Below are 13,336 nucleotides of genomic sequence, written 5' to 3' on the forward strand. Positions count from 1 at the left end.
CCGCTTTCATCACTTATCGGTTTCCAGCGCATACCGACGGCAATGCTCCAGGTACCCCTGTTCATGGCTCCCCACCAGTTGAACCACGCTGGTCCATAGCCAGGAAGGCGCGTCGAGTGCTTTTGAGCGGTTGAGCTGCAAGTCCGCCAGCCAGCTTTTCCGTGTGGCTTCGTCCATCTGCCGTGCGTGGGCAACACCCACCACTCTCGCAAGATAGCCCGCAGTATGCATGGCATCGCGGTCATTGAGGGTGTCCAGCTCCAGCTTCATGTCTTGGGGCAGCAGTTCGCGAATGAATACACCGTGGTCTAGAAAGCGCGTCGCCAGCATGCGTTCACCCAACGCTGGAGAGAGATGGCGGGCACCTTCAACCACCCGGCGAGCATTGTCCCGAGGCATATGAGCACGAGCGACACGAGGCGCCGCAGCACCGATGGCTTCTTTGATATCGATGAGGCAATAGTCTTCCTCCTCACGATCACCCACTCCCAGCAACACCGCATAACGCGCCAAACCCAGCGAACTGCAGCCTTTGACCCAATACGCCGAATCGAGCAGTTCGACACGGGCATCATCCGGTCGAGCCTTTAATGAGGTGACGAGTTGCTGAATATCGCGGCTGGCACACATCGCCTTGATAGCGGCTTTCTCATCGCGCGAAAGAGGCCAGAAGCTCCGTCCCAAAGGAATGGTCGGCTTCACGTCCTCCACACGATCACGCGCGAGGTGTTTCCAGGTCCGTTGCACCGCAGCACGCATACTGGCCTTCACCTGACGAGGGCGCTCAGGCGCGTCGCCGGGTTTATCGAGAAAGGCTTGCTCGTAGCCTCTCATCATTTCTTCGAGCATGCGTGCGGTCGTCACGCCGGGTAAATCCGAACCTCGTGCAGAGGTCGCCAACGATAACGCCAGTCGGACGAGGTCATGCACTGGATTACCGATGACCGCTTGGTCGAGATCACGAATTTGGATATCGATTCGGCCATGGATATCGCCCGTCGGGCCAAGATTCCCTACATGGCAGTCCCCGCAAATCCAGACGCCGGGACCCCGTGGTAAACGCCGCCCGCGCTGGCTGTGCAGCCATTCATAGAACTGCACGGTATTGCCGCGCACATACGCATGGGCAGAACGGGCCATTTTTTCGTTACGACGGTGATTCAGCAGATCAAGCCGTTCTTGCGGGCGGGGTAATTTCATTCACGTTACTTCTGCACCTGATGAGTGGTGGTAGACCTGTGAACTCAGGCATTGGTTGCAATTTGCTATCAATCACCCCGCCCCTTTTTCTGTCAGTACCCCTATTTTTCCCACGCTGCCTTGGCGATGCTCAGACCATGCAGACCTTTATAAGCGGCACGCTCCGGCTGTTTCCAGCCTTCAAGCAAGGCCTCATCGAGTTGATAGATTTCCACGCCAAGCGGACGGCAAACGGTCAGCGGGTCTTGAGCATCCGGCCCCCACATCGCCAGCGAAAGGTCTCCGCCAGGGCACGTAGACAACGCACATAGCACATCGATTTCCGCGAAAAACTCCAGGTAGTCACCCTTCTTGGCCGGACAAGCTTTCATGAAATACATGTCGTCGTGATTGAGGCCCGTGCATTGGAAAATATTAAGCACATCGTGCACGTCGAACTCAGTCAGACCGTGGGGCAGTACGGCACGGGTCAGGTTAGAGTGGCAGTGGTGGTGGAAATCTTCGCCGGTCAGCATCTTGTTCACGTACGGGTCACAGCGGGTGCCGAGCAAGTCGTGCAGCCGTCCGCCGTGTTCGTCTATGCCGTAATCCGCCAGGCTGTCGTCGGTGATCGTCACCATCGGCCGCAGAAAAGGCAGGTTCGACCACAGCCGATCATAGGTGCTGACGTGCGCGCCTTGCAGTTGTCGGGTTCGTGCTGCCCACATGCGTTCACGCGGGTCATTGGCGCTCCATATATTGAAGTCGCCCACCTGTGGGCCGACCGGCGTCGTCACGCGAAACACCTGCCCCGCCGGGACTTTCCAGGCACGACCGGTGCGAATCGGCACTTCGAACTGTTCGACGAGGGTACGTGCGGATGTCTGCTCACGGATACGGTCATAAAATGCTTTATCCACGTTAAGCGCAGAGCCTTTACTGACTTGATAAGCCGCAGGGTAGTCTTTGTACATAGGTCAAATGCCTCTTGCAGGAAAAAAGGGCTGACACGATCCACCGCTTGAATGTAACAATTTATCGCGAGAAAAACGCCCCCCTTACCTCCCATGGATCCGGAAAGCCCGCATGTCTATGCTCTCTCCCGCCACCACGCCGCACGCTGCAGTTGCCACCGAGGGTATCGACCCCGTTCGGGCAGCCTATATTTCCGCACGTATTGACCGCCTACCAGCAGTGGCGACCTTATGGCGACTGGTGGCGCTGCTGTCGCTTGGCGGTTTTTTTGAGCTTTATGACCTGTTCCAGACGGCTTACATCAGCCCCGGCCTAGTCCGCGATGGCATTTTCGCCACCGGCAATCTGGGCGTGTTCGGCTTCTCCGATCAAGCCGCATTTGCGTCTGCAACCTTTCTCGGACTGTTCCTGGGGGCGAGCCTGCTCAGCCCGATTGCCGACCGTTTCGGTCGTCGCGCTATCTTCACCTTTGCACTGATCTGGTACACCGTCGCGACCGTACTGATGGGCGTGCAAAGCTCTGCACTCGGGATTATTGCCATGCGTTTTCTGGTGGGGATCGGGCTGGGTATCGAGTTGGTGACCATCGATGCTTACCTGTCGGAGCTGGTCCCTAAGCGGATGCGCAGTTCGGCGTTTGCCTTCGCCTTTTTTGTGCAATTTCTGTCGGTGCCGGCAGTGGCACTAATGTCGTGGTGGCTGGTGCCGCAGGCGCCTTTCGGCATTTCTGGATGGCGTTGGGTCGTGTTGGCCAGTGCAGTATTCGCTCTGTTTATCTGGTGGCTACGCTCGCGCCTGCCTGAGTCGCCGCGTTGGCTGGCACAACAAGGCCGCTTCGAAGAGGCCGGGCAGATCATGGATGGCATCGAAGCACGTTGCCTGCATGATCACGGCAAGACCCTGGACCCGCCGGAACCGGAAGCCATCAGCGTCGAAGGCAAAGGCCGTTTCGCCGATATCTGGCAGCCACCGTATCGCCGTCGAGCCTTGATGCTGATCGTGTTTCACGTGTTCCAAGCCATTGGATTTTTCGGCTTCGGCAACTGGCTACCGGCGTTGCTATCCGGCCAAGGCGTGAGCGTGACCCACAGCCTGATGTACGCCTTCATCATCACCCTCGCCTACCCGCTAGGGCCGTTGTTGTTCGTCAAAGTTGCCAACCGCTTCGAGAACAAATGGCAGATTGTCGGCTCTGCGTTAGGCGCCATGATTTTCGGAACGCTGTTTGCGATACAAACCTCAGGCATTGGACTCATCCTCTGCGGGGTAATGATCACGTTCTGCAACGCCTGGCTGAGCTTCGCCTATCACGCTTACCAGAGCGAACTGTTCCCGACCAACATCCGCGCCCGCGCCGTGGGTTTCTGCTACTCCTTCAGCCGTTTGTCGACCGTGTTCAGCAGTCTGCTGATTGGCTTTTTCCTCGACCACTTCGGTACGCCCGGCGTGCTCGCCTTCATCGTCAGCAGCATGTTGATCGTGATGGTCACCATCGGTCGCTTCGGTCCGCGCACGCGCAACCTGGCGCTTGAAAATATTGCCCACCGCTGATTCGCCCCATCGTTTGATAGGATGCCTCGCCGCGTCTTCGACGCAGCGCTGTCGCGCAGCAAACTGGGTTGCGATTTGTGTGCTGTGATCGGCGGCGGTGTGTCAGATAAGACGCCTTCGTGAATAAATTCACTCCCACCGGGATCGTGATTTGCCTTTGGTTTTTGAGTGAATTGACTGCCGAATTACGGCAAGGCCCCTTTTCCAAGAGGCCGAGCTCAGGCGTTGCGCAGGGGGTAACGAGGCAAGGATGCCGAGTAAGCCGCACGGGGCCAGGGATGACCCCTTGCGGCGCCCCCGGAGCAATGCCGGAGCGAGGGAAATCCGAGCCTAGGCGAGGATCCGTATGGAGGGGCAAAGCGTTTTGGCGGGACCTTTTTGCGGTTCGGCGTCCCGACGTTTGAAAAAGGTTCCTCGCTGTAAGAGCGAAACCGTAATTCCAGCACACCAAAATGCCGGATATACACATCAAGACCAGCGCCAACACATTGTTTTTAAACGATTAAAAATCAGTTTTATAGGAGCTGCCGAAGGCTGCGACAACCTTCAGTAATCCAGAGTTTACGACTGCTACGCAGCCGATCGCAGCCTTCGGCAGCTCCTACAGGACCAAGTTTGCTACTCGACAGCGTCTGTCGGCCACTGAACCCCGGAAAGCACAAAGGCCACCCGAAGGTGGCCTTTGTTGATTGCGTTGTCAGGTCAGCAGAAGCTTACTTGACAGCCCAACCCGTCAGCTCGGCCAAGGCCTTGCCGATGTCTGCCAGCGAACGCACGGTTTTTACACCTGCGTCTTGCAGTGCAGCGAATTTCTCGTCTGCAGTGCCTTTGCCGCCAGAGATGATTGCGCCAGCATGGCCCATGCGCTTGCCTGCAGGGGCAGTCACACCAGCGATGTAGGAAACAACCGGCTTGGTCACGTGTGCCTTGATGTAGGCAGCCGCTTCTTCTTCAGCCGAACCGCCGATTTCACCGATCATGACGATCGCTTCAGTCTTCGGGTCTTCCTGGAACAGCTTCAGGATGTCGATGAAGCTTGCGCCCGGAATCGGGTCACCACCGATGCCCACGCAAGTGGACTGACCGAAACCGGCATCAGTAGTCTGTTTCACAGCTTCGTAAGTCAGGGTGCCGGAACGCGACACGATACCGACTTTACCTGGCAAGTGAATGTGACCTGGCATGATGCCGATCTTGCATTCGCCTGGGGTGATCACGCCTGGGCAGTTAGGCCCGATCAGGACCACACCCAGTTCGTCGCACTTGACTTTGGCATCAAGCATGTCGAGGGTCGGGATGCCTTCAGTGATGCAGACGATCAGCTTGATACCGCTGAGTGCTGCTTCAAGGATGGAGTCCTTGCAGAACGGTGCTGGAACGTAGATCACGCTGGCGGTAGCGCCAGTGGCTTCTACGGCTTCACGCACAGTGTTGAACACTGGCAGGTCCAGGTGAACGGTGCCGCCTTTGCCCGGTGTCACGCCGCCAACCATTTTGGTGCCGTAGGCAATGGCTTGCTCGGAGTGGAAAGTACCTTGTGCGCCAGTGAAACCCTGGCAGATGACTTTGGTGTCTTTATTGATCAGGACGCTCATTACTTGCCCTCCGCAGCTTTGACAACTTGTTGAGCAGCGTCGGTCAGGCTGGTAGCAGCGATGATGTTCAAACCGCTTTCTGCCAATACTTTAGCGCCCAGTTCAGCGTTGTTGCCTTCAAGGCGAACAACAACCGGGATTTTCACGCCAACTTCTTTCACTGCACCGATGATGCCTTCGGCAATCATGTCGCAACGAACGATGCCGCCGAAGATATTGACCAATACTGCGGCAACATTGCTGTCGGACAGGATGATCTTGAACGCTTCAGTTACGCGTTCTTTGGTAGCACCGCCGCCAACGTCAAGGAAGTTGGCTGGTTTGCCGCCATGCAGATTGACGATGTCCATGGTGCCCATGGCCAGGCCAGCACCGTTGACCATGCAACCGATGTTACCTTCCAGCGCCACGTAGTTCAGTTCGAACTTGGCAGCGTGAGCTTCGCGCGGATCATCTTGCGATGGATCGTGGAAAGCTTTCAGCTTTGGCTGGCGGTAAACAGCGTTAGGGTCGATGTTGATCTTGGCATCAAGGCAAAGCAGGTTGCCGTCAGCCTTGATAACCAACGGGTTCACTTCCAGCAGCGCCAGATCGTAGTCCTGGAACAGCTTGGCCAAGCCAATGAAGATGTTGGTGAACTGCTTGATCTGGTCGCCCTTAAGGCCCAGTTGGAACGCCAGGTCACGACCCTGGAAAGGCTGAGCGCCTACCAGTGGATCGATAGTGGCCTTGAGAATCTTCTCAGGAGTGTCGTGAGCGATTTTCTCGATGTCCACGCCACCTTCGGTGGAAGCCATGAACACGATACGACGGCTCGAACGATCCACTACAGCGCCCAGGTACAGCTCTTTGGCGATGTCAGTGCAGGTCTCGACCAGGATCTTGGTGACTGGCTGACCATTGGCATCAGTCTGGTAAGTCACCAGACGCTTGCCTAACCACTGTTGAACGAAAGCCTTGGCTTCTTCTTTGCTACGAACCAGCTTGACGCCGCCCGCTTTACCGCGACCACCAGCGTGAACCTGGGCTTTGACGACCCATTCGGTACCGCCAATTTTATCGCAAGCTTCTGCTGCTGCTTCCGGGGTATCTACTGCGTAGCCTTTGGATACTGGCAGGCCGTATTCAGCGAAGAGCTGCTTACCCTGATATTCGTGAAGATTCATGCTTATTACCGTCTTCGTTAGTGCTGCGCATTCGGTGCTGCACGTTGTTAGTGCCGCACCACCTGTGACCGCTACTCTCGGATGACCTCAGGAATGTGCCGAACCAATGCTCTGTACGTTCCTGAAAGCGCCCATGAGGTCGAGTCCGGCGGACGTTCCGCGGTGAGTCTTGCTTGCAAGGCTCACGACGGGCAGCCCGTCGTGGTTTCTTGTTGTCTTAGCGTTTCTTTTTGTTCTGGATGTGAATGGCGCCGCCATTCACTGCCAGTGCCGCTTCGTGCAATGCTTCGGACAACGTCGGGTGAGAGAAAACCATCATCCCGATATCTTCGGCACTGCTGCCGAATTCCATAGCAATAGCGCCCTGCTGTACCAATTCGGCAGCGCCGGGACCAATGACGTGGACGCCCAATACGCGGTCAGTCTTGGCATCTGCGATGACTTTGACGAACCCGCCGGTATCGTTGGCAGCCATGGCACGACCACTTGCAGCGAACGGGAAGGTGCCGACATTAACCTCAACGCCTTCAGCCTTCAAGGTTTGCTCGGTTTTACCGACCCATGCGATTTCCGGGTGAGTGTAGATAACCGAAGGAATCAGGTCGTAGTTGATCTGGGCTTTGTGGCCCTTGATGCGTTCGACGACCATGATGCCCTCTTCCGAGGCTTTGTGCGCCAGCATCAGACCACGAACCACGTCACCGATAGCATAAACGCCCGGAACGCTGGTTTCGCACTGATCATTGACGAAAATGAAACCACGTTCGTCCAGGTTCACGCCGCTGTCGGAGGCCAACAGTTCGGTGGTCACCGGACGGCGGCCCACGGAAACGATCAAGCGATCGAACGTGATGTTCTGCTCGCCAGTCGAGTCGGTGTAGGTCACCACGACTTCTTCGCCGTTGACCTTGGAGCCGGTCACGCGTGCGCCAAGCTTGATGTCCAGACCTTGCTTGGTGAAGGTCTTCAGGGCTTCTTTGGAAACCTGCTCATCCGCCGCTGGAATGAATTTTTCCAGTGCTTCGAGAACAGTGACCTGAGCGCCCAGACGTGCCCATACCGAACCCAATTCCAGACCGATGACACCCGCGCCGATCACGCCCAGGCGTTTCGGAACTTGCTGGAACTCAAGGGCGCCAGTGGAATCGACGATAACGTTGTTATCGACCGGAGCAGGAGGAATGTCGATCGGACGCGAGCCAGAAGCAAGGATCACGTTGTCGGCTTCGATCACTTCAACCGTGCCATCCGGGTGGGTCAGTTCGACTTTCTTGCCGGCCAGCAACTTGCCGTGACCTTGCAGGGAGATCACACCGTTGGCTTTGAACAGGCTGGCTACACCGCCGGTAAGGCCTTTGACGATGGTGGATTTGCGGGCAACCATCGCCGGCACGTCCATGGTCACGTCGGAAGTCGAAATACCGTGGACTTTGAAGCCATTTTTGGCTTCATAAAACTTCCAGGAGCTGTCCAGCAGCGCCTTGGATGGAATGCAACCGACGTTCAGGCAAGTACCGCCAAGGGCCAGTTTGCCCTCCTTGTCCTGGTATTTCTCGATGCAGGCAGTCTTGAGGCCAAGTTGCGCTGCCTTGATAGCGGCAACATAGCCGCCAGGGCCCGCACCAATCACTACCAAATCGAATTTCTGGGTCATGAGTCATTCCTTTTTTCAAATCAAACCGGACGGCCCCTTATGAGGACCGTCGTGGGACGAAGCTGGTTCATTCAACAATCAGGCAGGACATCGCGATCAACCGCGAGCCTGCCCGAGGGGCGAAATCAGATATCCAGCAGCAGACGGGCTGGATCTTCCAGCAAGTCCTTGATGGTAACCAGGAAGGTCACTGCTTCTTTGCCGTCGATCAAACGGTGGTCATACGACAGTGCCAGGTACATCATCGGCAGGATCACGACCTCGCCCTTGACCGCCATTGGACGCTCCTGGATTTTGTGCATACCCAGAATAGCTGCTTGTGGCGGGTTGACGATCGGGGTCGACAACAGCGAACCGAAGGTACCACCGTTGGAGATGGTGAAGGTACCGCCAGTCATGTCGTCCATGGTCAGCTTGCCGTCTTTGGCTTTTTTGCCGAAGTTGGCAATACCGCCTTCGATTTCAGCCAGGCTCATCAGTTCGGCGTTACGCAGAACCGGCACTACCAGACCACGGTCGCTGGACACCGCAACACCAACGTCGGAGTAGCCGTGGTAAACGATGTCCGCGCCGTCGATGGAAGCATTGACCGCAGGGTAGCGCTTCAGCGCTTCAGTGGCCGCTTTCACGAAGAACGACATGAAGCCCAGACGTACGCCGTTGTGGGACTTCTCGAACAGGTCCTTGTACTTCGAACGCAGGTCCATGACCGGCTTCATGTTGACTTCGTTGAACGTGGTCAGCATCGCCATGTTCGACTGAGCGTCAACCAGACGCTCGGCAACCTTGGCACGCAGACGGGTCATCGGAACGCGTTTTTCTACGCGATCACCAGCAGAGAACACTGGGGCGGCAGGCGCAGTGGCGGCTTTGGCAGGTGCTGGCGCAGCGGCTGGAGCGGATTTCTTCGCTTCAATCGCAGCAACCACGTCTTCCTTGGTCACACGACCGTCTTTACCGGTGCCTTTGACGCTGTTGAGGCTGATGCCGTTTTCTTCAGCCAGCTTGCGCGCAGCTGGAGCACCGATTGCATCTTCGTCGCCAGCAGCGGCTGGAGCAGCGGCCGCCTGGGCAGGTGCAGCAGCAGCGACTGGGGCAGCAGAGGCGGTAGCACCTGCATCGAGGATTGCGATCAGTTCATTGGACAGGACAGTCTCGCCCTCGCCTTTCACGATCGATGCCAACACGCCGTCAGCTTCAGCCAACACTTCGAGAACAACTTTGTCAGTCTCGATGTCGACCAGCAGCTCGTCACGTTTTACCGCCTCACCTGGCTGTTTATGCCATTTGGAAATGGTGCCATCGGCAACTGATTCCGGGAAAGAGGGGGCTTTGATCTCGATAGCCATTATCTGTAATTCCTTAAATTCGGTTTCTAATGCGCGAAGGCGTTAAACAGTGAAGGCATCTTGCAGCAGTTTTGCTTGCTGCTCAGCGTGCATCGATGCATAGCCACACGCCGGCGCTGCAGAGGCGTCACGACCAGCGTACTCAAGGACCAATGCCTTGTCGTGACCACTGATAATGCGACGCATGTGATGCTGGCTGCAGTACCAGGCGCCCTGGTTCATCGGCTCTTCCTGACACCAAACGATGTGCTTGAGGTTTTTGTACGGGCCCAGGACTTCGATCAAGTCGTCTTCCGGGAACGGGTACAGCTGCTCAAGACGCACGATGGCGATGTCATCACGACCTTCGGCACGGCGTTTTTCCAGGAGGTCGTAGTAGACCTTGCCGCTACACAGCACGAGGCGACCCACTTTTGCCGGATCCTGCGCGTCGACTTCTGGAATAACAGTCTGGAATGAACCTTCAGCCAGATCTTCCAGGGTCGAAATCGCCAGTTTGTGGCGCAGCAGGGACTTCGGCGTCAGCACAATCAGCGGTTTACGCAGCGGACGAATGACCTGACGACGCAACAAGTGGTAGATCTGAGCCGGGGTCGTCGGTACGCAAACCTGAATATTGTGCTCGGCGCACAATTGCAGGTAACGCTCCAGGCGCGCAGACGAGTGCTCTGGTCCCTGACCTTCATAACCGTGCGGCAGCAACATGGTCAGACCGCACAGACGGCCCCACTTGTGCTCGCCACTGGTGATGAACTGGTCAATAACCACTTGGGCACCGTTGGCGAAGTCGCCGAACTGAGCTTCCCAGATAACCAGCGCATTAGGCTCGGTGGTCGAATAACCGTACTCGAACGCCAATACCGCTTCTTCCGACAGCAGGGAGTCGTACAGGTCGAAACGCGGCTGACCTTTGTACAGATTCTGCAGAGGAATGTAGGTAGCACCATCTTTCTGGTTATGCAGCGTCGCATGGCGGTGCGAGAACGTACCGCGGCCGATGTCCTGACCGGTCATGCGAATCGGATGACCTTCGAACGCCAGGGTCGCGTACGCCATGACTTCGGCATAACCCCAGTTGATCGGCAGGCCGCCAACTTGCATTTTCTGACGGTCTTCGTAGATCTTCGAAACCTGACGCTGAACCACGAAGCCTTCTGGCAGCTCCATCATTTTGGCGGACAGTTCCTGCAAGGTCTTCAAGTCGAAACGGGTGTCGTGACGAGCGGTCCAGGCATGGCCTAGATACGGACGCCAATCGACGAACAGTTCTTTGTTCGGCTCTTTGACCAGGCTTTTTACTACGTGCAGACCGTTGTCCAGCGCATTGCGATAGTCATCGATTTTTGCCTGAACGCGCGCATCGTCGAGAATGCCAGCCAGCGTCAGACGCTCGGCATACAGCTCGCGAGTCGTGCGCTGTTTGGCAATCTGCTGATACATCAACGGCTGAGTACCGCTTGGTTCATCAGCTTCGTTGTGGCCGCGACGACGGTAGCAGACCAGGTCGATCACCACGTCACGCTTGAACTGCATGCGGTAATCGATGGCCAGTTGGGTCACGAACACGACGGCTTCAGGGTCATCACCATTCACATGGAGAATGGGTGCCTGAATCATCTTGGCAACGTCAGTTGCGTACTCGGTGGAGCGCGCGTCTTCCGGGTTGCTGATGGTGAAACCAACCTGGTTGTTGATGACGATATGGACCGTGCCGCCCGTCTTGAAGCCGCGAGTCTGCGACATCTGGAAGGTTTCCAGGACCACGCCTTGACCTGCAAATGCAGCGTCACCGTGGATGGAAATTGGCAGAACCTTGTCACCGGTCGGATCGTTACGACGATCCTGACGTGCACGCACCGACCCTTCCACCACAGGAGAAACGATCTCCAGGTGAGACGGGTTGAATGCCATCGCCAAGTGAACTTCACCACCGGCGGTCATCACGTTGGACGAGAAACCCTGGTGATACTTAACGTCACCGGAACCCAACTCGACCTTTTTCTTGCCTTCAAACTCGTCGAACAGATCGCGCGGGTTCTTGCCGAAGGTGTTGACCAGGACGTTAAGACGTCCCCGGTGGGCCATGCCAATCACGATTTCTTTGGTGCCGTAAGAGCCCGAACGCTGAATCAACTCATCCAGCATTGGAATCAGGCTTTCGCCGCCTTCCAGACCGAAACGCTTGGTGCCGGGGTATTTGGTACCCAGGTATTTTTCCAGGCCTTCGGCAGCCGTCACGCGCTCAAGCAAGTGGCTTTGGATGTCAGCGGAGAACGCTGGACGCCCGCGCACGCTTTCGAGGCGCTGCATGAACCAGTTACGCTGCTCGGAATCGACAATGTGGGTAAATTCAGAACCAATGGTGCGGCAATATGTCTGCTGCAACGCATCGAGAATTTCGCGTAGGCTCGTTTCTTCTTTGCCAATGAACATATCACCGGCACGGAAAGTCGTATCAAGATCAGCGTTCGTCAGACCGTAGTGATTGATCGACAAATCATCTGGGGCAGGACGTTGCCACAAACCCAGCGGATCGAGCTGGGCGCCCTGATGGCCCCGCATCCTATACGCCTGGATCAGCCGCAGTACTTCAACCTGCTTCTTCTCGTGTTCGCTGCTCACGCTACCGGCGGAAACCGGTTGGGCGCGGCGCTGGTTTTTGGCCAGCAACACAAAATGATCGCGGATTGTAGAGTGCGAAACATCGGTGGCAGAGTTGCCGTCAGCGGGCAACTTCTGAAAGTAGGTGCGCCATTCTTCTGGCACAGCGTTAGGGTCGTGCAGGTAGAGCTCATAGAGCTCTTCCACATAGGCAGCGTTACCACCGGAAAGGTGGGCACTGTTCCACATGCGCTGCATCACGCTTTCTTGCATGCTTGGTCACCCTCGGTAAGGGGACACCACCGGCGAAGACACCATAGCAAACCTGAAAAAGTCCATGTGCAGCGACTAAGACAAGCCACCAAGGTCCACGCAGATAGTCCGGGTACCAGCCCGGATGCCCCTGCTGGTCTCATTTCTTCAAAGTAAGAGCCGCAGCTTTATGAGCTACTGCTCAGGTTAAAACTACGGCGCCGGTTGAAGCCTGCGCCGTAGCTAGTACAGGTACATCAGTTACGGGTGCAACGGTGCTACGTGTACAACAATCAAATCAAACGCCGCTTTGCAGCAGCATGCTGCGAATGTGACCGATAGCCTTGGTTGGGTTCAGGCCCTTCGGACACACGTTCACGCAGTTCATGATCCCGCGGCAGCGGAATACGCTGAACGGGTCATCCAGCGAAGCCAGACGTTCCTGGGTTTGAGTGTCACGGCTGTCAGCCAGGAAACGATAGGCTTGCAGCAGTGCAGCTGGACCCAGGAACTTGTCAGGGTTCCACCAGAAGGACGGGCAGGAAGTCGAGCAGCAAGCGCACAGGATGCACTCGTACAAACCGTCCAGCTTCTCGCGTTCTTCAGGTGACTGCAGACGCTCGATGGCCGGAGCCGGCGTGTCGTTCAGCAGGTAAGGCTTCACCTTCTCGTACTGCTTGTAGAAGATGCTCATATCGACGACCAGGTCACGTATAACTGGCAAACCAGGCAGTGGACGTACCACCAGCTTGTTGCCCTTGACCACTGCGGACAGCGGCGTGATGCACGCCAGGCCGTTTTTGCCGTTAATGTTCATACCGTCGGAGCCGCAAACGCCTTCACGGCAAGAGCGACGGTAGGAGAAACCTTCGTCCTGTTCTTTGACCAAGGCCAGCACGTCCAGAACCATCAAGTCTTTACCGTTGGTATTGACCTGAAATTCCTGCATGAACGGCGCGGCGTCCTGATCCGGGTTGTAGCGATAAACACTGACTTGCAACATATCGGCCACCC

The 13,336-nt window shown here is 56.6% G+C and carries 9 protein-coding genes; 1 reads left to right on the forward strand and 8 read right to left on the reverse strand.

Annotated features, from left to right (window positions below; all coding sequences use genetic code 11):
• Nucleotides 1-9: 9 nt before the first annotated feature.
• Nucleotides 10-1,200, reverse strand: coding sequence for a DUF2252 family protein (locus tag AC1ME2_RS02575; RefSeq protein ID WP_480439130.1), 1,191 nt, complete (start codon nt 1,198-1,200; stop codon nt 10-12).
• Nucleotides 1,201-1,301: 101 nt separating this feature from the next.
• Nucleotides 1,302-2,153 carry an urea carboxylase-associated family protein gene (locus tag AC1ME2_RS02580; RefSeq protein WP_480439131.1) on the reverse strand — a complete coding sequence of 284 codons (852 nt, stop codon included), beginning with the start codon at nt 2,151-2,153 and terminating at the stop codon, nt 1,302-1,304.
• 112 nt (nt 2,154-2,265) lie between these two features.
• Between AC1ME2_RS02580 and AC1ME2_RS02585 the strand changes: the two genes are divergently transcribed.
• Nucleotides 2,266-3,705, forward strand: coding sequence for an MFS transporter (locus AC1ME2_RS02585; protein WP_480439132.1), 1,440 nt, complete (start codon nt 2,266-2,268; stop codon nt 3,703-3,705).
• Between the two features lie 713 nt (nt 3,706-4,418).
• On the opposite strand, the gene sucD is transcribed toward AC1ME2_RS02585, so the two are convergent.
• The 6 genes from sucD to AC1ME2_RS02615 all read right to left on the reverse strand — a co-directional run bounded on the left by sucD (nt 4,419) and on the right by AC1ME2_RS02615 (nt 13,325).
• Nucleotides 4,419-5,300: a succinate--CoA ligase subunit alpha gene (gene sucD / locus AC1ME2_RS02590; RefSeq protein WP_480417551.1), complete on the reverse strand. Its 882-nt coding sequence runs from the start codon at nt 5,298-5,300 to the stop codon at nt 4,419-4,421.
• Nucleotides 5,300-6,466: an ADP-forming succinate--CoA ligase subunit beta gene (gene sucC, locus AC1ME2_RS02595; RefSeq protein WP_480439133.1), complete on the reverse strand. Its 1,167-nt coding sequence runs from the start codon at nt 6,464-6,466 to the stop codon at nt 5,300-5,302. The genes sucD and sucC overlap by 1 nt, the downstream gene beginning before the upstream one ends.
• A 217-nt stretch (nt 6,467-6,683) precedes the next feature.
• Entirely contained in the window at nt 6,684-8,120 is a 1,437-nt protein-coding gene (gene lpdA / locus AC1ME2_RS02600) for a dihydrolipoyl dehydrogenase (RefSeq protein WP_480439134.1), read from the reverse strand.
• Nucleotides 8,121-8,245: 125 nt separating this feature from the next.
• Nucleotides 8,246-9,469, reverse strand: coding sequence for a 2-oxoglutarate dehydrogenase complex dihydrolipoyllysine-residue succinyltransferase (gene odhB / locus AC1ME2_RS02605; protein ID WP_480439135.1), 1,224 nt, complete (start codon nt 9,467-9,469; stop codon nt 8,246-8,248).
• Nucleotides 9,470-9,511: 42 nt separating this feature from the next.
• Nucleotides 9,512-12,343 carry a 2-oxoglutarate dehydrogenase E1 component gene (locus AC1ME2_RS02610; protein WP_480439137.1) on the reverse strand — a complete coding sequence of 944 codons (2,832 nt, stop codon included), beginning with the start codon at nt 12,341-12,343 and terminating at the stop codon, nt 9,512-9,514.
• 277 nt (nt 12,344-12,620) lie between these two features.
• Nucleotides 12,621-13,325 carry a succinate dehydrogenase iron-sulfur subunit gene (locus AC1ME2_RS02615; protein ID WP_480439138.1) on the reverse strand — a complete coding sequence of 235 codons (705 nt, stop codon included), beginning with the start codon at nt 13,323-13,325 and terminating at the stop codon, nt 12,621-12,623.
• Nucleotides 13,326-13,336: the final 11 nt, after the last annotated feature.

The sequence above is a fragment of the Pseudomonas sp. ASL9 genome (assembly GCF_056680335.1).